Consider the following 21,340-nt stretch of genomic DNA (forward strand, 5'->3'; position numbering starts at 1 on the left):
GCCATGTGATGACCCAGGGGTGGTGAATCGGAGAAGACCCCAGTTCACCGCGGCTTTCGCCCGGATTGGGCCGGGCTTTCCCCGCGGGGATCCCGGCATTGGGCGGTCCGCGGGCCACCTGGGCGTCACCCGCGGGCCACCGACGAGTTACCCCTCTTCGGGGGACCGGGGCGGGCTGACCGTGGTCCGGGGCGGACGCCGCTCGGACGAGGTACGCACGATCAGCTCCGTCGGTATCACCTGCTCGACCGGCTGCTCCGACTGGACCCCTTCGATGGCGTCGATGAGGAGCTGGACGACCGCGGTGCCGATCCGGCGCGGCTTCAGGGAGAGCGTCGTGACGGGCGGTTCCGTGTTGGCGTACACGGTGGACTCGCTGCAGCAGACGAGCAGCAGGTCGTCGGGGACGCGCAGTCCGTAGCGACGGGCGGCGGCCAGCAGGTCGGTGCCGTTCGGGTCGAAGAGCCCGTAGACCGCGTCCGGGCGGTCGGGCCGGGCCAGCAGCCGGTCGGCGGCCACGGCGCCCGCACATGGGTCGTGGGCCGGGTAGGCCTCGTAGACCGGGTCCTGTCCGACGCGCTCGCACCAGTTCAGGTACGCGGTCGTGGACAGGTGTGTGTACGTGTCGGTTGTGGTGCCGGTCAGGAGTCCGATCCGGCGGGCGCCCGCCTCCGCCAGGTGGTCGAGGATGCCCAGGACCGCGGCCTCGTGGTCGTTGTCGACCCAGGCGGTGACCGGGAGCGAGCCGGCCGGGCGGCCGTCGGAGACGACCGGTAAGCCCTGCCGGACCAGCTCGCTGACCACCGGGTCCTGGTCCGACGGGTCGATGACGACCGTGCCGTCCAGGGCGACGTTCGACCACACGTCGTGACGCGAGGTGGCGGGCAGGATGACCAGGGCGTAGCCGCGGGCGAGCGCGGCAGAGGTGGCGGCCCTGGCCATCTCCGCGAAGTACGCGAACTCGGTGAAGGTGAAAGGTTCATCCCCGTAGGTCGTCACGGTCAGGCCGATCAGGCCCGACTTGCCGGTACGGAGGGTGCGGGCCGCGGCCGACGGGCGATAGCCCAGCCGGTCGGCGACCTCGCGGACATGGCGTCGGGTGGCGTCCGGCAGCCTGCCCTTGCCGTTGAGGGCGTCGGAGACGGTCGTGATGGAGACCCCGGCGGCGGCGGCCACGTCTCTGATGCCCGCCCGGCCCGGCCGACTGCCTCGGCGGGAGGTCTCCGCCCGGCTCACCTGGTGCTTCCCTGCTGCTGTCATGGCGAGCCGATAGTAGGGCTCATGAGGTGGGGTAGTGCGGACGCATATGCACTCGTTGACAGACACGTTTCTGCATGGTCAATATCCGTCAAATGCCTTGGAAATTAAGGTAGTTGAGCGAATCGGCATCGATACGTGACTTGTCGGCACGCATGAGCCTGCCAAGTCGGCCATATTTCGAAGAGGTCTCAACTCACCTTCACGAGGGATGCGCGCCACGGCGTGAGCCACCGGCGCGTGCCCCAGGGAGCGACGCGCCCCCCGATTCGTGCGCCTTCATGCGGCGATGCACCGGGCACGGATGCGGTTGTCCACAGCCCATTCGCAGCGACGCCGAATCCTCATAAGGTGAGAAGCATTGGAAGCCGGCGGCGGTCATGAGCCGGTGGTGTGCGCGAGGAGGACTGCGGTGAGCGAGACGAGCCCGAGGCTGCGTGCCGAGCTGGAAGGTATCCCCACCTACAAGCCCGGCAAACCTGCTGCGGCCGGCGGCCCGGTGGCCTACAAGCTGTCCTCGAACGAGAATCCGTACCCGCCGCTGCCGGGTGTGATGGAGAGCGTGACTGCGGCGGCCGCGTCCTTCAACCGCTACCCGGACATGGCGTGCACGGGGCTGATGTCCGAGTTGGCGGACCGCTTCGGTGTGCCCCAGTCCCATCTTGCGACCGGCACGGGCTCGGTCGGGGTCGCACAGCAGCTGCTGCAGGCCACGAGCGGCCCGGGCGACGAGGTGATCTATGCCTGGCGGTCCTTCGAGGCCTACCCGATCATCACCCGGATCAGTGGTGCGACGGCGGTGCAGGTGCCGCTGACCCCGGGCGATGTGCACGACCTGGATGCGATGGCGGACGCGATCACCGACCGGACCCGGCTGATCTTCGTCTGCAACCCCAACAACCCGACCGGCACTGTCGTGCGCCGGACCGAGCTGGAGCGCTTCCTCGACCGGGTGCCGGGCGATGTGCTGGTGGTGCTCGACGAGGCGTACCGGGAGTTCATCCGAGACGTACAGGTGCCGGACGGCGTCGAGCTGTACCGCGAACGGCCGAACGTCTGCGTGCTGCGCACCTTCTCCAAGGCGTACGGCCTCGCCGGGCTACGCGTCGGCTTCGCGATCGCCCATGAGCCGGTGGCGGCGGCGCTGCGCAAGACCGCGGTGCCGTTCGGCGTGAGCCAGCTGGCGCAGGAGGCCGCGGTGGCGTCCCTGCGCGCGGAGGACGAGCTGCTCGGCCGGGTCGGCTCTCTGGTGTGCGAGCGTGCGCGTGTGGTCGACACACTGCGCGCCCAGGGCTGGACGGTGCCCGAGACGCAGGCCAACTTCGTATGGCTGAGGCTGGGGGAGCGCACGGTCGACTTCGCGGCTGCCTGCGATCAGCATGGCGTCGTCGTACGGCCCTTCCCGGGCGAAGGAGTGCGCGTGACGATCGGCGAGACCGAGGCGAACGACATCTTCCTGAAGGTGGCGGAGGGCTTCCGCAAGGATTTGTAGTCCCCCGAGGGCGGCATGAGCCGCCCCGTGGAGACCCCCATGACGATGCAGGCCTCCTCGCGCCATCTGGGGCGAGGAGGCCGAATTGTGCCAGGAGCCGGACGGTCCCCACTTAGGGACCCCCCACCCCTACGGCCTCGAACCGCCATGCGCCATAATTGCTTGTGAATGTGAACGCGTTCACAAACGTGTCCGGATGCTCCTGTTATGTGCGCGACAAACAGGGCAAACTGCCGCTTGTGACCACGGCGACGTAAGGAGAAGTGACGACGTGGACCTGGCTTTGGCGCCGGAGACTCTGGCGCGATGGCAGTTCGGCATCACCACCGTCTACCACTTTCTGTTCGTCCCGCTGACGATCTCGCTGGCCGCGCTGACGGCCGGCCTGCAGACCGCCTGGGTGCGGACGGAAAAGGAGAAGTACCTCAGGGCGACGAAGTTCTGGGGCAAACTCTTCCTGATCAACATCGCGATGGGCGTGGTCACCGGCATCGTCCAGGAGTTCCAGTTCGGCATGAACTGGTCCGACTACTCGCGCTTCGTCGGCGACATCTTCGGCGCCCCGCTCGCGTTCGAGGCCCTTATCGCCTTCTTCTTCGAGTCCACCTTCATCGGACTGTGGATCTTCGGCTGGGACAAACTGCCGAAGAGGCTTCACCTCGCCTGCATCTGGATGGTCTCCATCGGCACGATCCTGTCGGCGTACTTCATCCTGGCGGCCAACTCCTGGATGCAGCACCCCGTCGGCTACCGGATCAACAAGGCGAAGGGGCGCGCCGAACTCACCGATTTCTGGCACGTCCTGACCCAGAACACCGCCCTCACGCAGGTCTTCCACACCCTGTCGGCGGCCTTCCTCACGGGTGGCGCGTTCATGGTCGGCATTGCCGCCTACCACCTGTTCCGCAAGAAGCACATCGCCGTGATGAAGACCTCGCTGCGGCTCGGCCTGGTCACCGTCGTCATCGCAGGCCTGCTCACGGCGGTCAGTGGTGACTTCCTCGGCAAGGTCATGTTCAAGCAGCAGCCGATGAAGATGGCCGCCGCCGAGGCGCTCTGGGACGGTCAGGCTCCTGCGCCGTTCTCGGTCTTCGCCTACGGCGACGTCAGCAAGGGCCACAACACCGTCGAGCTGTCCATCCCCGGGATACTCTCGTTCCTCGCCAACGACGACTTCCACTCCTATGTCCCCGGCATCAACGACACCAACAGGGCCGAGCAGCAGAAGTACGGTCCCGGCGACTACCGGCCCATCATCCCGGTCACCTTCTGGGGCTTCCGCTGGATGATCGGCTTCGGCATGGCCTCCTTCGCCATCGGCCTGGCCGGCCTGTGGCTGACCCGCAAGAAGTTCATGCTGCCCCAGCATCTGCGGGTCGGTGAGGACGAGGTACCGCATCTGGTCCTCTTCCGGAACAAGGCTCTCGGCCCGACGCTCACCAAGTGGTCTTGGCGCATCGCGATCTGGACCCTGGGCTTCCCGCTCATCGCCAACTCCTGGGGCTGGATCTTCACCGAGATGGGCCGGCAGCCGTGGGTCGTCTACGGCGTGCTGCGCACCCGTGACGCGGTCTCCCCCGGTGTTTCCCAGGGCGAGGTCATCACGTCGATGACCGTGTTCACACTGCTCTACGCGATCCTCGCGGTCATCGAGGTCAAGCTGCTCGCGAAGTACGTGAAGGCCGGACCGCCGGAGCTCACGGAGTCCGATCTCAACCCGCCCACCAAGATCGGCGGCGACTCCCAGGACGCCGACAAGCCGATGGCCTTCTCGTACTAGGCCGAGGGAGCGCTCACATCATGCAACTTCACGACGTCTGGTTCGTCATCATCGCGTTCCTCTGGATCGGCTACTTCTTCCTGGAGGGCTTCGACTTCGGGGTCGGCATCCTCACCAAGCTGCTGGCCCGTGACCGGCCCGAACGACGTGTGCTGATCAACACGATCGGCCCCGTCTGGGACGGCAACGAGGTGTGGCTGCTCAGCGCGGGCGGCGCTACCTTCGCCGCGTTTCCCGAGTGGTATGCCACGCTCTTCTCCGGCTTCTATCTGCCGCTGCTGATCATCCTGGTCTGCCTGATCGTGCGCGGTGTCGCCTTCGAGTACCGGGCGAAGCGGCCGGAGGAGAACTGGCAGCGCAACTGGGAGACCGCACTCTTCTGGACCTCGTTGATCCCGGCGTTCCTTTGGGGCGTGGCCTTCGGCAACATCGTGCGGGGCGTGAAGATCGACCAGCACCTGGAGTACGTGGGCAACGTCTGGGATCTGCTCAACCCGTTCGCGCTCCTCGGCGGACTGGTGACATTGACCCTGTTCACCTTCCATGGAGCGGTGTTCACGGCCCTCAAGACCGTCGGGGAGATCCGGGAGCGGGCGCGGAAGCTGGCCCTGTGGCTCGGACTGGTGACCGCCGTGCTGGCGCTGCTCTTCCTGACCTGGGCACAGATCGACCTGGGCGACGGCAAGAGCCTGGTCGCGATGGTCGTGGCGGTTGTCGCGCTCGTCATGGCGCTCGTGGCGAACCAGCTCGGGCGTGAGGGATGGTCGTTCGCGTTCTCCGGCGTCACCATCGTGGCGGCGGTCGCGATGCTCTTCCTGACGCTCTTCCCGAACGTCATGCCGTCCACGCTCAATGCAGACTGGAGCCTGACGGTGACCAACGCCTCGTCGAGCCCGTACACCCTGAAGATCATGACGTGGTGTGCCGGGATCGCCGCGCCGCTCGTCATGCTGTACCAGGGCTGGACGTACTGGGTGTTCCGCAAGCGCATCGGTACGCAGCACATCGCCGCCGACGCTGCCGCCGGGGCCGTGCACTGAGTCTGGTGGGGAGGGGTGTTTCACGTGAAACACCCCTCCCCGGACCGAAGGGCCTGTTTCACGTGAAACCGATCGATCCACGTCTCCTCCGGTACGCCCGCGCCACCCGCCTCTTCCTCGTGGCGGTCATCGGTCTGGGCGCCGTCGGAGCGGCACTGGTCATCGCCCAGGCGATGCTGATCGCCGAGGTGGTGGTGGGCGCCTTCCAGCACCACTACTCGGTCGCCGAGCTGCGCACGCCTCTGTTGCTTCTCGTGGCCGTGGCGGTCGGCCGGGCGCTGGTCTCATGGCTCACCGAACTCGCCGCTCACCGGGCGAGCGCCGCAGTGAAGTCGGAGCTGCGGGGGCGCTTGCTGGAACGGGCGGGAGCCCTGGGTCCCGGGTGGCTGAGCGGGCAGCGGACCGGGTCACTGGTTGCCCTGGCCACACGGGGCGTGGATGCCCTCGACGACTACTTCTCGCGCTATCTGCCGCAGCTGGGCCTGGCGGTCGTCGTGCCGGTGGCGGTGCTCGCACGGATCGTCACCGAGGACTGGGTCTCGGCGGCGATCATCGTCGGCACACTGCCGCTGATCCCGCTGTTCATGATCCTGATCGGCTGGGCCACACGGTCCCAGATGGACCGCCAGTGGCGGCTGCTGTCCCGGCTGTCCGGTCACTTCCTGGACGTCGTTGCCGGGTTGCCGACGCTCAAGGTGTTCGGCCGGGCCAAGGCGCAGGCCGAGTCCATCAAGAGGATCACCGGTGAGTACCGGCAGGCGACCATGCGGACGCTGCGGATCGCGTTCCTTTCGTCCTTCGCGCTGGAGCTGCTGGCCACGATCTCGGTCGCGCTCGTCGCGGTGACGATCGGCATGCGGCTCGTCCACGGCGACATGGACCTGTACATCGGGCTGGTCATCCTCGTACTCGCACCGGAGGCGTATCTGCCGCTGCGGCAGGTGGGCGCGCAGTACCACGCGGCGGCGGAAGGGCTCTCTGCGGCCGAGGAGATCTTCGCGGTGCTCCAGACGCCGGTGCCGGCCCCCGGTACGCGGCGCGTCCCGGACGGGGTGATCGCCTTCGAGGGCGTGACCGTGCGGTACCCCGGGCGGTCGTCCGACGCGGTGTCGGAAGCGTCGCTCACCGTCGAACCCGGTGAGACGGTCGCTCTCGTCGGTCCCAGCGGCGCAGGGAAGTCGACGCTGCTGAACGTGCTGCTCGGGTTCGTCGCGCCCAGCGAGGGGTCTGTACGCGTCGGGGGAGTCGATCTCGGCTCGGCCGATCTGGAGGAGTGGCGCTCGCGGATCGCCTGGGTACCGCAGCGACCCCATCTGTACGCAGGCACCATCGCCGAGAACGTACGGCTGGCGCGGCCGGACGCGGACGACAAGGCCGTACACCGGGCGCTGGCCGACGCCGGGGCGCTGGAGTTCGTGGACGCGCTGCCCGCCGGGGCCGCCACCGTGCTCGGCGAGGACGGGGCAGGGCTCTCCGCCGGTCAGCGACAACGGCTCGCCCTGGCGCGGGCCTTCCTCGCCGACCGGCCAGTGCTGCTGCTCGACGAGCCGACCGCCTCCCTCGACGGGGCGACCGAGGCGGAGGTAGTGGAGGCGGTGCGCCGGCTGGCCGTCGGACGGACGGTGCTGCTGGTCGTGCACCGGCCTGCGTTGCTCGGGGTGGCGGACCGGGTGGTGCGGCTGGACGGTGAGCAGCACGCCACGGTGAGCAGTGCGGTGCCCGGCGGAGCCGTTCCGCAGCCCCGCAGCGAGACGCGGGAGGTGACACCGGCACACGTCGACGGGCCGTCCTCCCTCGCCCCGGAGAGGCGCGGTGGCGTGCTCACCCGTGTCCGTGCCATGGCCGGCCCCCGCCGTGGGCGGCTCTCCCTCGCGATGCTGCTCGGCAGTTTCGCGCTCGGCAGCGCCGTCGGGCTGATGGCCACCTCCGGGTGGCTGATCTCCCGGGCCTCCCAGCAGCCGCCGGTGCTGTATCTCATGGTCGCCGTGACGGCCACGCGGGCGTTCGGAATCGGGCGGGCCGTGTTCCGGTACGCGGAGCGGCTGGTGTCGCACGACGCCGTGCTGCGGATGCTGGCCGACACCCGGGTCGCCGTCTACCGGCGCCTGGAGCGGCTTGCACCGGCCGGGCTGCGTACGACCCGGCGCGGCGACCTGCTGTCGCGGCTGGTCGCCGATGTGGACACGCTGCAGGACTACTGGTTGCGCTGGCTGCTGCCCGTGGGCGCCGCGCTGGTCGTGTCAGCCGGTTCCGTGGGCTTCACCGCCTGGCTGCTGCCCGAGGCAGGCGCCGCCCTCGCCGTCGGGCTGCTGGCGGCCGGTGTCGGCGTACCGCTGGTGACCGGTGCCGTGGCGCGCCGCGCGGAGCGTAGGCTGGCACCTGCCCGGGGTCTGCTGGCGACCCGGGTGACCGATCTGCTCACCGGGACGGCCGAGCTGACCGTCGCCGGTGCGCTGCCCGCCCGGAGCGCCGAGGCGCGCCGGGCCGACGGCACGCTCACCCGCATCGCGTCCCGCGCCGCCACTGCCACCGCGCTCGGTGACGGGCTCACCGCGCTCGTCACCGGGCTGACCGTCGCGGCCACCGCACTCGTGGGCGCGCAGGCCGTCGTCGACGGGCGGCTCGGCGGCGTGGCCATGGCCGTGGTCGTTCTCACCCCGCTGGCCGCGTTCGAGGCGGTCCTGGGGCTGCCGCTCGCCGTACAGCACCGCCAGCGGGTGCGCAGGAGCGCCGAGCGCGTGTACGAGGTCCTGGACGCCCCCGAGCCCGTACGGGAACCGGAGCGGCCGCAGCCCGTGCCCGCGTCGCCGTTCCCGCTCGTCCTTGAAGGGCTGACCGCCCGTCACGAGGGGCAGCACCGGGACGCGCTCGCCGGGCTCGGCCTCACCCTCGAACAGGGCCGCAGGCTCGCCGTGGTGGGCGCCTCCGGAGCGGGCAAGACGACCCTTGCGCAGGTGCTGCTGCGATTCCTGGACGCGAGCTCCGGCTCGTACACGCTGGGCGGCACGGACGCCTACGCGCTCGACGGCGACGACGTACGGCGCCTGGTCGGGCTGTGTGCGCAGGATGCGCACCTCTTCGACAGCTCGGTCCGGGAGAACCTGCTGCTCGCGCGGAAGAACGCGAGCGAGGGGGAACTGCGCGACGCGCTCGCGCGGGCGCGGCTCCTCGACTGGGTCGACGGGCTGCCCGACGGTCTGGACACACTGATCGGCGAGCACGGCGCGCGGTTGTCCGGTGGCCAGCGGCAGCGGCTCGCGCTGGCCCGCGCCCTGCTCGCCGACTTCCCGGTCCTCGTCCTCGACGAGCCCGCGGAACACCTCGACCTGCCGACGGCGGACGCGCTCACGGCGGATCTGCTGGCCGCCACCGAGGGCCGTACGACGTTGCTGATCACCCACCGGCTGGCCGGTCTCGATGCGGTCGACGAGGTGATCGTGCTCGCAGAGGGGCGGGTGGTCCAGCGCGGTGCGTACGCGGCGCTGGCAGCGGTGGAGGGGCCGTTGCGGGCGATGGCGGAGCGGGAGGCCGAGGGCGAACTGCTGACGGCTCGGTAAGGGGTCCCTCTCCCTGCCTCTCCCCTTGCCGAGCGGCCCTGGCGGAGACCTACAACCGTTCGGCGAGGATCCGCTCGATCACCACGGCCACCCCGTCCTCGTTGTTGGCGACCGTCCGCCCGGATGCCGCGGCCATCACATCGGGGTGCGCGTTGCCCATCGCGTACGACTGGCCCGCCCAGGAGAGCATCTCCACGTCGTTCGGCATGTCGCCGAAGGCGATGACCTCCTCGGGGGAGATGCCGCGCTCGGCGCAGCACAGCGCCAGGGTGCTCGCCTTGGAGACCCCGGGCCCGCTGATCTCCAGCAGTGCGCTGGGGCTGGACCTGGTGATGTCGGCCCGGTCGCCGACGGCGAGGCGGGCCAGGGTGAGGAAGGCGTCCGGGTCCTGCTCCGGGTGGTACGCGAGGATCTTGAGCACCGGCTCGCGGGCACCGGGGGCGTCCGGTGCCAGCAGCTTCTCGGCGGGCGCGAGGAGGTCCGGGATCTCCATGTGCAGCTTCGGGTACGCCGGCTCCTGGTAGAAGCCGTACGTCTGCTCGATGGCGTACAACGTCCCGGGCACGGCTTCCCTCAGCAGCCGTACCGCGTCGAGGGCGTTCTCCCGGGCCAGTTCCCGGACCTTGACGAAGCGGTGGGTGCCGGGGCCGCCGTGCAGGTCGACCACGGCCGCGCCGTTGCCGCAGATCGCCAGCCCGTGACCGTGGACGTGGTCGCTGACGATATCCATCCAGCGGGCCGGGCGGCCCGTGACGAAGAACACCTCGATGCCGGCGTCCTCGGCGGCGGCCAGTGCCGCGATCGTGCGCTCGGAGACCGACTTGTCGTCGCGCAGGAGGGTGCCGTCGAGATCGGTCGCGATCAGCCGGGGAGGGACGGTGGAAGCGGGGGTCTCGGGCTGTCTGGTCGCTGAGGTCACGGGCGTATTCTCGCGCATATGCCCGCACGGCCGTGCGGGCATCCACACAGGTGAGTGGTGACGCTCCTCACCAGCACCGTCACGTCCCGTCATGTTCAGGCCAGCTGTGCCGGGGCCTCCATGGCGATCTGCTCGAAGACCTTCACGTCCGCCGCGAAGTCGGAGTCGGGGATGGGCCAGTGGATCACGATGTCGGTGAAGCCCAGCTCGGCGTGCCGGCCCGCGAAGTCGACGAACGCGTCGAGGGACTCCAGCGGGCGGCCTCGGTCCGGGGTGAAACCGGTGAGCAGGATCTTGTCGAGTTCCGTCACGTCGCGGCCGTCGGCGGCGCACGCGTCGGCAAGCTTCTCGGTCTGCGTGCGCAGTGCCTGCACCGACTGCTCCGGGGTGCCGGTCTCGTACAGCTTCGGGTCCCCGGTCGTCACCCACGCCTGGCCGTACCGGGCGGCGAGCTTCAGGCCGCGCGGCCCGGTCGCGGCCACCGCGAAGGGCAGCCGGGGGCGCTGGACGCAGCCCGGGATGTTGCGCGCCTCGTGCGCGGAGTAGTAGTTGCCCTCGTAGGAGACGGCGTCCTCGGTGAGCAGCCGGTCGAGCAGCGGGACGAACTCGCCGAACCGGTCGGCACGCTCCCGGGGCGTCCAGGGCTCCTGGCCGAGCGCGGTGGCGTCGAAGCCGGTGCCGCCCGCGCCGATGCCCAGCGTGATGCGCCCGCCGGAGATGTCGTCGAGGGAGATCAGCTCCTTGGCGAGGGTGACCGGGTGCCGGAAGTTCGGCGAGGTCACCAGGGTGCCGAGGCGAAGCCGGTCGGTGACGGCGGCCGCGGCCGTCAGCGTCGGCACGGCGCCGAACCACGGGCCGTCGCGGAAGGACCGCCACGACAGGTGGTCGTAGGTGAACGCGGTGTGGAAGCCGAGCTGCTCCGCACGCTGCCATGCGGAACGCCCGCCCTCGTGCCAGCGGACGTACGGCAGGATCACGGTGCTCAGACGCAGACTCATGCGTCGAGCGTAAGCGGAGGTACGGGGTGGTCGGGCCGCGGGGCTGGCCCGTCGGCCGGGAAATCACAGGCGAGACGTTACTTTGGCGCCGGAAAACGCAGGTACTGCGGCGGTACGGCCTTGGTGAGCCATACCCCGTTCTCGCTGACGTGGAAGACGTGGCCGTCGCGGTGCATGGCGCCGGCGTCCACGGCCAGGACGACCGGACGGCCGCGGCGGGCGCCGACGCGGGTGGCGGTCTCACGGTCCGGCGAAAGGTGCACGTCGTGCCGGTTCATGGGCCTGAGGCCCTCCGCGCGGATCGTGTCCAGGTAGCGCGCCACGGTCCCGTGGTAGAGGTGGGCGGGCGGGGTCGCGGGGGCCAGGCCGAGGTCGACCTCGATGCTGTGGCCCTGGCTGGCGCGGATCCGGGTGCCCTCGATCGCGAAGCGCTTCTTGTCGTTGGTGGCGACCACGTGGTCCAGCTCGTCGCGCGTGATGCGGAAGCCGTGCGCGGCCGTCGCCGCGAGCAGCGTGTCGATCTCGACCCAGCCGCCCTCGTCGAGCGTGAGCCCGATCCGCTCCGGCTGGTGCCGCAGGTGTTTCGAGAGGTACTTCGACACCTTCACGGTGCGTCTCTCGTCGTTCCCTTCTGTCATGTCTCCAGCGTGCGGGAGAGACGCGGATCACGCACATGATTTTGGTCCCGATGTTTGATCCACAACCAAGTCCAGTTATCCACAAGCTAATTGAAGACTCTGTGGACAACTCCTCTGTCATCGCAAGGGGTTCGGGAACTATGAGTGTTTTCAAGTCATATGCGGTAAGTGCCCTCAATGGGCGGGTCAAGGAGTTCAGTTCGGTGGCCGAGGCGATGGGCGAGGAGAGCGTGCCCACTGCCAACCAGTCTTCTGCCAGACCGGATTGACCAATTCCCTTTGTGAACAGTCACAGTGGCGGATCCAACCGTGCGATCGCCCGCAACACCCCAGGTGCGAAGCGGGACATCAGGTGTGAGCCGCGGGCCTCGGGGGTCACCGGGACGACGGCCTGGTTGTGCACGACGGCCCGCAGAATCGCGTCCGCGACCTTTTCCGGCGGGTATCCCCGCAGCCCGTACAACCGCGCGGTCTTCTTCTGCCTTCGCCTCTCCTCCTCGGCGTCAACTCCGGTGAAGCGCGCGGTCGAGGTGATGTTCGTGTTGACGAAGCCGGGGCAGATCGCCGACACCCCGATTCCCTGCCCGGCCAGTTCGGCCCGCAGGCACTCGCTGAGCATCAGGACCGCCGCCTTGGAGGTGCTGTAGGCGGGCAGCGCCTTCGAGGGCTGATATGCCGCCGCGGACGCGGTGTTGACGATGTGGCCGCCCTGTCCGCGCTCGGCCATCTGCTTCCCGAACAGCCGGCAGCCGTGAATGACGCCCCACAGGTTGACGTCCAGGACCCTGCGCCAGTCCTCGGTGGTCGTGTCGAAGAAGGAGCCGGACAGGCCGATCCCCGCGTTGTTCACCAGCACGTCCACCACGCCGTATTCGGTGGCGACCTTCTCGGCGAGCTTCTCCATGCCCTGCTCGTCGGAGACGTCGGCCGTCTCGCCCCAGGCCTCCGGGGCACCGATCAGCCGGGCCAGCTCGGCCGTGCGCTCCGCGCCCTGCGCGTCCCGGTCGACGGCGACCACGCGCGCCCCGGCCTCGGCGAACGCGAACGCCGTGGCCCGCCCGATGCCGCTGCCCGCGCCGGTGACCAGGACGAGCTGCCCGCCGAAACGGTCCGCGTACCGCCCGCTCGCCGCCTGCGCCGTCCGCCCGTCTTCGACAGCGGTCACGAACTCCGTGATCCAGGCGGCCAGTTGATCGGGCCGGGTGCGCGGGATCCAGTGCTTGGCGGGCAATGTGCGGCGGGTCAGCCGCGGGACCCACTGCTCCAGCTCGTCGTAGAGCCGCTCCGACAGGAACGCGTCCCCCAGGGGCGTGATGAGCTGCACGGGGGCGTGCGCGTACGCGTCGGTGCGCGGGCGGCTCAGCCGTGACCGTACGTTGTCGCGGTACAGCCAGGCGCCGTGGGCCGCGTCCGTGGGCAGCGAACGGGTCGGGTAGTCACCACCGGGCACCTTCTCGACGCGCTCGAGGATCCGGGGCCAGCGCCGGCCGAGCGGGCCGCGCCAGGCCAGTTCCGGCAGCGCCGGGGTGTGCAGCAGGTACACGTACCAGGACTTGGCGCCCTGACCCAGCAGCTGGCCCACCCGGCGCGGGGTCGGCCTGCGTATCCGCTGCTTGATCCACTGCCCGAAGTGGTCCAGGGACGGTCCGGACATCGACGTGAAGGACGCGATCCGGCCCTCGGTGCGCCGGACGGTGACGAACTCCCAGGACTGCACCGAGCCCCAGTCGTGCCCCACCAGGTGCACGGGCCGGTCCGGGCTGACCGCGTCCGCGACCGCAAGGAAGTCGTCCGTCAGCTTCTCCAGCGTGAAGCCGCCGCGCAGCGGCTTCGGCGCGGTCGACCGGCCGTGGCCGCGGACGTCGTACAGCACGACGTGGAAGCGGTCGGCGAGGCGGACGGCCACCTCCGACCAGACCTCCTTGCTGTCCGGATAGCCGTGCACGAGCACCACCGTGGGCTGCCCCGGATCTCCCGACTCGGCCACGCACAGCTCGATTCCGCCTGCCCGCACCCAGCGCTCACGCACTCCTCCGAGAGTCACCTGTCCTCCGCCCAGCGCCGCACTCCCCTACGCTCGCATGCGCTCGCGCGGGGGGACCTCCATGGCAGATCGTCGTCCAGCCAGAAGGCGCTCTGCTCGGGGTCCTTGGAGTCGGTGACGACCAGGATCTCCTCGAACTTCGCGCCCGTGCCCCGGAATCCGAGGTGCGGTTCGACCGCCCACAGGCCGGGACGGGGAGGGTGGTCGGAGAAGCGGTACGGCGACCACAGCGGCGACCAGCCCTCGCGGTGCCCATGCGGTGCGTCGCCCGCCAGTCCCTTCAGGGACTGGGCGCCGAACCCGAACAGACAGGGTGACCAGCGGCGCTCCTTCACCCGGTCGACCTTGTGCGCGATCACGCCGAAGGGATGGGCACGGTGCCGGTTGGCGTACCCCTGGCGGACCATGAGCCGGTCCACGTCCTCGTAGATCTCGAGCAGCGGGCGCCGCTCGCGCACCTCGCGCAGGATCAGCTCACGGTGGGCCTCCAGGTCGGCGATGAGTCTGTCCTGCAGGGGGTTGGTCCCGAGCGATCCCGAGTACCCGATGTCCGCCGTGAAGCCACCGTGGACCGGAGCGAGGTCCAGGATGAACGGCATCCCCGGCTCCAGCCTGCGGTCGGTGGGGAAGAACTGCAGCGGGATCCGGAACTTCACGAACGCCGTGCGGTCCCCGAACCATGCGAAGGGAAGGTGGAACCAGTCCCGCACGCCGCGCTCGCGCAGCCACACACGCTGCATCCGCGCCGCCTCGCGCTCGGTCACACCCGGTTTCAGCTGCGCTGCGACCGCCTCCGCGCACTCGTACGCGAGTCGCTGCACCGCTCTGAATCCCCGTAGTTCAGTGGAGAGTTCACGCGTCACCGCCGTTGTCATGCCACCGCCCCACCGTCCACCGAGACTGCAGTACGTGTCCGTAACTTGACACCGGTGAATGTGGCAGCTGTTAGACGCCTCGTCAATAGACGGCTGTGCAGCCTGTGGACAACTGCAGTGATGTGGACAACTGCAGCTATGTGAATAACCGCAGCAATGTGGACAAACCGGCTCGCGTCACAGCGCGGTTGTTCGACTTCAGGGTGACCCCTACGGGCCCGTACGACTGGAGTCTGACCCATAGACAGCTCTGCGGTCTGACGACGGCAGTGGTCTGCGTCACTACCGTCGATGACGTGACTGTGATCGCGACCGAAAGCCTGAGCAAGCGGTTCCCGAGGGTGACCGCGCTTGACCGGCTCTCCGTGGACGTCGGACCCGGTGTGACGGGGCTCGTCGGTGCCAACGGAGCCGGCAAGTCCACACTGATCAAGATCCTGCTGGGTCTGTCCCCCGCCACCGAGGGCCGCGCCGAGGTGCTCGGCCTCGATGTCGCCACCAAGGGCGGCGCCATCCGCGAGCGCGTCGGTTACATGCCGGAGCACGACTGCCTGCCGCCCGATGTGTCGGCCACCGAGTTCGTGGTCCACATGGCGCGCATGTCCGGTCTGCCTCCGGCGGCCGCCCGTGAGCGCACCGCGGACACCCTGCGCCACGTCGGTCTGTACGAGGAGCGCTACCGCCCCATCGGCGGCTACTCGACCGGCATGAAGCAGCGCGTGAAGCTCGCCCAGGCCCTGGTCCACGACCCGCAACTGGTCTTCCTGGACGAGCCGACCAACGGCCTCGACCCGGTCGGCCGCGACGAGATGCTCGGCCTGATCCGCCGCGTCTACACGGACTTCGGCATCTCCGTCCTGGTGACCTCCCATCTGCTGGGCGAACTGGAGCGCACCTGCGACCACGTCGTGGTCATCGACGGCGGCAAGCTCCTGCGCTCCAGCTCCACCCGGGACTTCACCCAGACCACCACGACCCTTGCGATCGAGGTCACCGACACCGACGAGCACCCGGACGGCACCCGCGCGGTGCGCGACGCGCTCCACGCGCGCGGGGTGAACACACACGACGGCAGCGGGCTGCCCGGCGCCGGGCACATCCTGCTGCTGACCGCGGAAGGTGAGCAGACGTACGACCTCGTCCGGGACGTCGTCGCCGACCTGGGCCTCGGTCTGGTCCGCATGGAGCAGCGCAGGCACCACATCGCGGAGGTCTTCAAGGAGAGCGACGAGCAGCGGAAGGAGGCGGTCGGCCATGGCGGTTGAGCAGCCCACGGCCCGTGAGGCCGAGCAGACCCGGATCCACAACATCGGCTACCGCGCGTACGACGGCCCGCGGCTGGGCCGCGCCTACGCCCGCCGCTCGCTGTACTCGCAGTCCCTGCGCGGCGCCTACGGCCTCGGCCGCTCGGTGAAGTCCAAGGTGCTGCCGATGCTGCTGTTCGTGGTGATGTGCGCGCCCGCGCTGATCATGGTGGCGGTCGCGGTCGCCACCAAGGCGAAGGACCTTCCCATCGAGTACACGCGGTACGCGATCATCATGCAGGCCCTCATCGGTCTGTACGTCGCCTCCCAGGCGCCCCAGTCGGTCTCGCGCGACCTGCGCTTCAAGACCGTGCCGCTGTACTTCTCGCGCCCCATCGAGACCGCCGACTACGTCCGCGCCAAGTACGCGGCCCTGGCCTCGGCGATGTTCATCCTGACGGCCGCGCCCCTGCTCGTCCTCTACGTCGGCGCCCTGCTCGCCAAGCTGGACTTCGGGCACCAGACGAAGGGATTCGCCGAGGCACTGGTCGCCGTGGCCCTGCTCTCGCTGCTGTTCTCCGGAATCAGCCTGGTCATCGCGGCGGCCACGCCCCGGCGCGGTTTCGGCATCGCGGCCGTCATCGCCGTCCTGACCATCTCGTACGGCGCGGTCTCCACGATCCAGGCCATCGCCGACGTGCACTCGGGCGACTCGAGCGTCGTCGCCTGGATGGGACTGTTCTCGCCCGTCACTCTCATCGACGGCGTACAGACCGCCTTCCTCGGTGCGTCCTCCTCCTACCCCGGAGGACACGGGCCCTCGTCCGCCCAGGGAGTCGTCTTCCTCCTCGTCGTCCTGGGACTCATCGCGGGCAGCTACGGTCTGCTGTTGCGCCGCTACCGAAAGGCCGGACTGTGACGACCCTCTCCATCGACCACGCCTCACGCTGGTTCGGCAACGTGGTCGCCGTCAACGACATCACGATGACCATCGGCCCAGGCGTCACCGGTCTGCTGGGCCCGAACGGCGCCGGTAAGTCCACTCTGATCAACATGATGGGCGGCTTCCTCGCCCCCTCCACCGGCACCGTCACCCTCGACGGACAGCCCGTGTGGCGCAACGAGGAGATCTACAAGCACATCGGCATCGTCCCCGAGCGGGAGGCGATGTACGACTTCCTCACGGGCCGCGAATTCGTCGTCGCCAACGCCGAGTTGCACGGACTGGGGGCGAAGGCGGCCCAACGAGCCCTCGCCACGGTCGAGATGGAGTACGCACAGGACCGGAAGATCTCCACGTACTCCAAGGGCATGCGCCAGCGCGTCAAGATGGCGTCCGCCCTGGTGCACGACCCGTCCCTGCTGCTGCTCGACGAACCGTTCAACGGCATGGACCCGCGCCAGCGCATGCAGTTGATGGACCTGCTGCGGCGCATGGGCGCCGAGGGCCGCACGGTGCTGTTCTCGTCCCACATCCTCGAAGAGGTCGAACAACTGGCCGCGCACATCGAGGTGATCGTCGCAGGACGGCACGCGGCGAGCGGTGACTTCCGCAAGATCCGCCGTCTGATGACCGACCGCCCGCACCGCTACCTGGTGCGCTCCAGCGACGACCGGACGCTCGCGGCCGCACTGATCGCGGACCCGTCGACCTCGGGCATCGAGGTGGACCTCACGGAGGGCGCCCTGCGCATCCAGGCGGTCGACTTCGGCCGTTTCACGGCCCTGCTGCCGAAGGTCGCGCGCGAGCACGGCATCCGGCTGCTCACGGTCTCGCCGTCCGACGAGTCCCTCGAGTCCGTCTTCTCGTATCTGGTCGCGGCGTAGGAGGCCGAAGATGTACGACCCCACAGTCGCCCGGCTCACCTACCGGGGCCTGCTCGGCCGCCGCCGGGCCCTCATCCTCGGCGCGCTGCCCGTTCTGCTGATCGTGATCTCCGCGGTCGTCCGGGCGCTGACCGGCCCCGACGACCAGGTCGCCCACGACGTCCTCGGCGGGTTCGCGCTCGCCACGATGGTGCCGATCATCGGCGTCATCGCCGGCACCGGAGCGATCGGACCCGAGATCGACGACGGCTCGGTGGTGTATCTGCTGGCCAAGCCGGTGAAGCGGCCCACGATCATCTTCACCAAGCTCATCGTGGCGATCGCCGTCACCATGGCGTTCTCCGCGCTGCCGACGTTCATCGCGGGCATGATCCTCAACGGCAACGGTCAGCAGATCGCGGTCGCGTACACCGTGGCGGCGCTGGTCGCCTCCATCGCGTACGCCGCACTCTTCCTGCTGCTCGGCACGGTGAGTCGGCACGCGGTGGTCTTCGGACTGGTGTACGCGCTGGTCTGGGAGGCACTGTTCGGCTCGCTGGTCTCCGGGGCGCGCACGCTCAGCGTCCAGCAGTGGGCGCTCGCCGTGGCCCACAAGGTCTCCGACAGCTCTCTGGTCACCTCGGACGTGAAGCTGCCCACCGCGACGGTGCTGCTGATCGTGGTGACCGTGGCCGCCACCTGGTACGCGGGACAGAAGCTGCGGTCGCTGACCCTGGCGGGCGAGGAGTGACCGTCCCTGCGGGGCGCTGACCGGCCCCACGCGCGCGCGTGCACCACGGGGAAGCGCACGCGCGCGTGGGGTCCGTTCCCGCTCCTCTTCTTGCTTTTTTCGAAGGCATTTTTGACAGCGACTTCACATCTGCCTGGGCACACTGGGCAAAGGGGACGCACAGCGGAAAGGACCGGGGATGGCAGCGCAGGCACCACAGGGTGACGGGCCCGGCGAGGCCGGGGACACCTGGGACGGTGTCGTGTTCGACGAGGACTTCATACGGTCCGCCTCGACCACGGAGCCGTCCGCGCGCGCCCGGATGCTGGCGGCGCGCTGGCGCAACGAAGCGCCCGGCCCCCAGCCGTGGCGCTCCGACGAGCCGCCCGCCGGCTGGTTCTTCAGCAAGGCGCGCCGACGCAGGTGGCGGCGCCGGTAGCGGTCGTCCGCGCCGCGCGGCCAGGGGGATTTATTCGGTGGCGCCCGACTCGGCGGACCGGCAGAGTGGATGTGCCCGCGACGCCGGACAAACCGGCGCCACGTTCTGGGAGAGGAGCTGGGCGATGTCCATGCACGGCAGTACGCCGAGCTCCCGACAGGGCAGCCCGCGGCGGGCTCCGGAGTAGTTACCCCTCCGTTGAGCCCGCCCGTACGGGGAGCTGCCCGGGGCGGCCGCTTCGAGCGCGCGACTGGTTTCGCGCGGGCCGCCCACCCGGAGGATTGGCCGAGTGGTAAGGCACAGGCTTGCTAAGCCTTGGTCGGGTCTGGAAAGCCCGCGCGCGTTCGATCCGCGCATCCTCCGCGAGACATGGCCCCATCCGGTGCACGGCGCCGCACCGGCTAGCCCAGCAACCGCTCCAGCACCACCGCGATGCCGTCCTCCTCGTTGGACAGCGTCACCTCGTCCGCGACCGCCTTGAGGTCCTCGTGGGCATTGGCCATGGCCACGCCGTGGGCCGCCCACGCGAACATCGGGACGTCGTTCGGCATGTCGCCGAAGGCGAGGGTGTCCGTGGCCTTCATGCCGAGGCGGCGGGCCGCCAACGACAGACCCGTCGCCTTGGTCAGGCCCAGGGGGAGGATCTCCACGATCCCTTCGCCCGCCATCGTCACCCCGACCAGACCGCCGACGGCCTGCTGCGCCGCCTCGGCCAGTTCGTCGTCGCTCAGCGTCGGGTGCTGGAGATACACCTTGTTCAGCGGCGCCGACCACAGGTCCGCCGCGTCCCTGATCGGCTGGTACGGGAGGGGCCCGTCATGGACGCGATAGCCGGGGCCGACCAGGACCTCCCCGTCCAGCCCGTCCCGGCTGGCCGCCAGCAGCAGCGGGCCCACCTCGGCCTCGATCTTCGCCAGTGCAAGGCTCGCCATCTGCCGGTCCAGTGTCAGCGACGTCAGCAGCCGGTGCTTCCCCGCGTCGTACACCTGTGCCCCCTGGCCGCACACCGCGAGGCCCCGGTAGCCGAGTCCGTCGAGGATGGGGCGCGTCCACGGGACCGAGCGCCCGGTCACGACGATATGCGCGGCACCCGCCGCGGTGGCCGCGGCGAGCGCCTCACGCGTGCGCTCCGAGACGGTCTCGTCGGAACGCAGGAGTGTTCCGTCGAGGTCGGTCGCGATCAGTTTGTACGCGAATCCGCCAGATCCGGCCGTGCTCACTTGGTCACGGGTTCCAGCAGCTCCCGGCCGCCCAGGTACGGGCGCAGGATCTCGGGCACCCGCACGGAGCCGTCGGCCAGCTGGTGGTTCTCCAGGATCGCCACGATCGTGCGCGGCACGGCGCACAGCGTGCCGTTCAGCGTCGCGAGCGGCTGCACCTTCTTGCCGTCCCGCATGCGGACCGACAGCCGGCGGGCCTGGAAACCGTCGCAGTTGGAGGTCGACGTCAGCTCGCGGTACTTGCCCTGGGTCGGGATCCACGCCTCGCAGTCGTACTTACGGGACGCCGACGCGCCCAGGTCGCCCGTTGCCACGTCGATGACCTGGAACGGCAGCTCAAGCGCGTTCAGCCACTCCTTCTCCCACTCCAGGAGCCGCTTGTGCTCGTTCTCGGCGTCCTCGGGGTCGACGTACGAGAACATCTCGACCTTGTCGAACTGGTGCACGCGGAAGATGCCCCGTGTGTCCTTGCCGTAGGTGCCGGCCTCGCGGCGGAAGCACGGCGAGAAGCCCGCGTAGCGCAGCGGGAGCTTCTCCGCCTCGATGATCTCGTCCATGTGGTACGCGGCGAGCGGGACCTCGGAGGTGCCTACCAGGTAGAAGTCGTCCTTCTCCAGGTGGTACACGTTCTCGGCGGCCTGGCCGAGGAAGCCCGTGCCCTCCATGGCGCGCGGACGGACCAGCGCCGGCGTCAGCATCGGGATGAAGCCGGCCTCCACGGCCTGCGCCATCGCGGCGTTGACGAGCGCCAGCTCCAGCAGTGCGCCGATGCCCGTCAGGTAGTAGAAGCGCGAGCCGGAGACCTTGGCGCCGCGCTCGACGTCGATCGCGCCGAGCGCCTCGCCGAGCTCCAGGTGGTCCTTGGGCTCGAAGCCCTCGGCGCCGAAGTCACGGATGGTGCCGTGCGTCTCCAGGACGACGAAGTCCTCCTCGCCGCCGACCGGGACGTCGGGGTGCACCAGGTTGCCGAGCTGAAGCAGGAGCCGCTTGGTCTCCTCGTCGGCCTCGTGCTGCGCGGCGTCGGCGGCCTTGACGTCGGCCTTCAGCTGCTCGGCCTTCTGCAGCAGCTCGGCCTTCTCGTCACCGGAGGCCTTGGGGATCAGCTTGCCGAGCGCCTTCTGCTCGGAACGGAGCTCGTCGAAGCGGACGCCGGACGACCTGCGCCGCTCGTCGGCGGAGAGGAGGGCGTCGACGAGCGCGACGTCCTCACCACGGGCGCGCTGGGAGGCGCGAACACGGTCGGGGTCCTCACGGAGCAGGCGAAGGTCAATCACCCCTCAAGGCTACCGGTGCGGAGTTCG

At 69.6% G+C, this 21,340-nt stretch carries 17 protein-coding genes and 1 tRNA gene; 10 read left to right on the top strand and 8 right to left on the bottom strand.

Annotated features, from left to right (window positions below; all coding sequences use genetic code 11):
* Positions 1–147: 147 nt before the first annotated feature.
* Entirely contained in the window at positions 148–1,260 is a 1,113-nt protein-coding gene (locus ABT186_RS04700) for a LacI family DNA-binding transcriptional regulator (protein WP_351221234.1), read from the bottom strand.
* A 409-nt stretch (positions 1,261–1,669) separates the two neighbouring features.
* On the opposite strand from ABT186_RS04700, the gene hisC reads away from it, so the two are divergent.
* The 4 genes from hisC (at position 1,670) to cydD (ending at position 9,126) form a co-directional block, all read left to right on the top strand.
* Positions 1,670–2,749 (top strand): histidinol-phosphate transaminase, encoded by a 1,080-nt coding sequence (gene hisC, locus ABT186_RS04705; protein ID WP_351923532.1) that lies wholly within the window; start codon positions 1,670–1,672, stop codon positions 2,747–2,749.
* A gap of 271 nt (positions 2,750–3,020) precedes the next feature.
* Entirely contained in the window at positions 3,021–4,529 is a 1,509-nt protein-coding gene (locus tag ABT186_RS04710) for a cytochrome ubiquinol oxidase subunit I (RefSeq protein WP_351221232.1), read from the top strand.
* 20 nt (positions 4,530–4,549) lie between these two features.
* Complete coding sequence (gene cydB, locus ABT186_RS04715) at positions 4,550–5,569, top strand: cytochrome d ubiquinol oxidase subunit II (protein WP_351923534.1); 1,020 nt, start codon at positions 4,550–4,552, stop codon at positions 5,567–5,569.
* A gap of 62 nt (positions 5,570–5,631) precedes the next feature.
* Positions 5,632–9,126, top strand: a complete 3,495-nt coding sequence (gene cydD, locus ABT186_RS04720; RefSeq protein ID WP_351923536.1) for a thiol reductant ABC exporter subunit CydD — start codon at positions 5,632–5,634, stop codon at positions 9,124–9,126.
* Between the two features lie 49 nt (positions 9,127–9,175).
* On the opposite strand, the gene ABT186_RS04725 is transcribed toward cydD, so the two are convergent.
* The 5 genes from ABT186_RS04725 to ABT186_RS04745 all read right to left on the bottom strand — a co-directional run bounded on the left by ABT186_RS04725 (position 9,176) and on the right by ABT186_RS04745 (position 14,600).
* The gene (locus ABT186_RS04725; RefSeq protein WP_351221229.1) at positions 9,176–10,045 is read right to left on the bottom strand and encodes a Cof-type HAD-IIB family hydrolase; all 870 of its coding nucleotides are present in this window, start codon (positions 10,043–10,045) and stop codon (positions 9,176–9,178) included.
* A gap of 95 nt (positions 10,046–10,140) precedes the next feature.
* Positions 10,141–11,043: an LLM class flavin-dependent oxidoreductase gene (locus ABT186_RS04730; RefSeq protein ID WP_351221228.1), complete on the bottom strand. Its 903-nt coding sequence runs from the start codon at positions 11,041–11,043 to the stop codon at positions 10,141–10,143.
* A gap of 77 nt (positions 11,044–11,120) precedes the next feature.
* On the bottom strand, positions 11,121–11,681 hold the full coding sequence (locus ABT186_RS04735; protein ID WP_351221227.1) for an RNA 2'-phosphotransferase: 561 nt from the start codon (positions 11,679–11,681) through the stop codon (positions 11,121–11,123).
* Between the two features lie 289 nt (positions 11,682–11,970).
* Positions 11,971–13,725, bottom strand: coding sequence for an SDR family oxidoreductase (locus ABT186_RS04740; protein WP_351923538.1), 1,755 nt, complete (start codon positions 13,723–13,725; stop codon positions 11,971–11,973).
* Positions 13,722–14,600 (bottom strand): M24 family metallopeptidase, encoded by an 879-nt coding sequence (locus ABT186_RS04745; protein ID WP_351923540.1) that lies wholly within the window; start codon positions 14,598–14,600, stop codon positions 13,722–13,724. The genes ABT186_RS04740 and ABT186_RS04745 overlap by 4 nt, the downstream gene beginning before the upstream one ends.
* A gap of 302 nt (positions 14,601–14,902) precedes the next feature.
* Between ABT186_RS04745 and ABT186_RS04750 the strand changes: the two genes are divergently transcribed.
* The 6 genes from ABT186_RS04750 (at position 14,903) to ABT186_RS04775 (ending at position 19,182) form a co-directional block, all read left to right on the top strand.
* A complete protein-coding gene (locus ABT186_RS04750; protein WP_351221341.1) occupies positions 14,903–15,865 on the top strand; it encodes an ABC transporter ATP-binding protein in 963 nt (320 codons plus the stop codon).
* Entirely contained in the window at positions 15,855–16,763 is a 909-nt protein-coding gene (locus ABT186_RS04755) for an ABC transporter permease (RefSeq protein WP_351221224.1), read from the top strand. The genes ABT186_RS04750 and ABT186_RS04755 overlap by 11 nt, the downstream gene beginning before the upstream one ends.
* Positions 16,760–17,671, top strand: a complete 912-nt coding sequence (locus ABT186_RS04760; protein WP_351221223.1) for an ABC transporter ATP-binding protein — start codon at positions 16,760–16,762, stop codon at positions 17,669–17,671. The genes ABT186_RS04755 and ABT186_RS04760 overlap by 4 nt, the downstream gene beginning before the upstream one ends.
* Before the next feature lie 10 nt (positions 17,672–17,681).
* Positions 17,682–18,401, top strand: coding sequence for an ABC transporter permease (locus ABT186_RS04765; protein ID WP_351221222.1), 720 nt, complete (start codon positions 17,682–17,684; stop codon positions 18,399–18,401).
* Positions 18,402–18,579: 178 nt separating this feature from the next.
* Positions 18,580–18,819 (top strand): SGM_3592 family protein, encoded by a 240-nt coding sequence (locus ABT186_RS04770; RefSeq protein ID WP_351221221.1) that lies wholly within the window; start codon positions 18,580–18,582, stop codon positions 18,817–18,819.
* Between the two features lie 275 nt (positions 18,820–19,094).
* Positions 19,095–19,182, top strand: a tRNA-Ser gene (locus tag ABT186_RS04775).
* 38 nt (positions 19,183–19,220) lie between these two features.
* On the opposite strand, the gene ABT186_RS04780 is transcribed toward ABT186_RS04775, so the two are convergent.
* Both ABT186_RS04780 and serS read right to left on the bottom strand, forming a co-directional pair.
* Positions 19,221–20,039 carry an HAD family hydrolase gene (locus tag ABT186_RS04780; protein ID WP_351221220.1) on the bottom strand — a complete coding sequence of 273 codons (819 nt, stop codon included), beginning with the start codon at positions 20,037–20,039 and terminating at the stop codon, positions 19,221–19,223.
* Positions 20,036–21,313, bottom strand: coding sequence for a serine--tRNA ligase (gene serS, locus ABT186_RS04785; protein ID WP_351221219.1), 1,278 nt, complete (start codon positions 21,311–21,313; stop codon positions 20,036–20,038). Before serS ends, ABT186_RS04780 begins: the two co-directional genes overlap by 4 nt.
* Positions 21,314–21,340: the final 27 nt, after the last annotated feature.

Origin of the sequence: Streptomyces sp. NPDC001634, from assembly GCF_040298185.1 — a bacterium.
Taxonomy (GTDB): domain Bacteria; phylum Actinomycetota; class Actinomycetes; order Streptomycetales; family Streptomycetaceae; genus Streptomyces.

What these genes read in the sequence shown, in the direction of transcription:
- ABT186_RS04770 (WP_351221221.1), top strand. Translation starts at nt 18,580, where the DNA reads ATGGCAGCGCAGGCACCACAGGGTGACGGGCCCGGCGAGGCCGGGGAC.
- ABT186_RS04745 (WP_351923540.1), bottom strand. Translation starts at nt 14,600, where the DNA reads ATGACAACGGCGGTGACGCGTGAACTCTCCACTGAACTACGGGGATTC.
- ABT186_RS04755 (WP_351221224.1), top strand. Translation starts at nt 15,855, where the DNA reads ATGGCGGTTGAGCAGCCCACGGCCCGTGAGGCCGAGCAGACCCGGATC.
- ABT186_RS04765 (WP_351221222.1), top strand. Translation starts at nt 17,682, where the DNA reads ATGTACGACCCCACAGTCGCCCGGCTCACCTACCGGGGCCTGCTCGGC.
- ABT186_RS04700 (WP_351221234.1), bottom strand. Translation starts at nt 1,260, where the DNA reads ATGACAGCAGCAGGGAAGCACCAGGTGAGCCGGGCGGAGACCTCCCGC.
- ABT186_RS04730 (WP_351221228.1), bottom strand. Translation starts at nt 11,043, where the DNA reads ATGAGTCTGCGTCTGAGCACCGTGATCCTGCCGTACGTCCGCTGGCAC.
- cydB (WP_351923534.1), top strand. Translation starts at nt 4,550, where the DNA reads ATGCAACTTCACGACGTCTGGTTCGTCATCATCGCGTTCCTCTGGATC.
- ABT186_RS04735 (WP_351221227.1), bottom strand. Translation starts at nt 11,681, where the DNA reads ATGACAGAAGGGAACGACGAGAGACGCACCGTGAAGGTGTCGAAGTAC.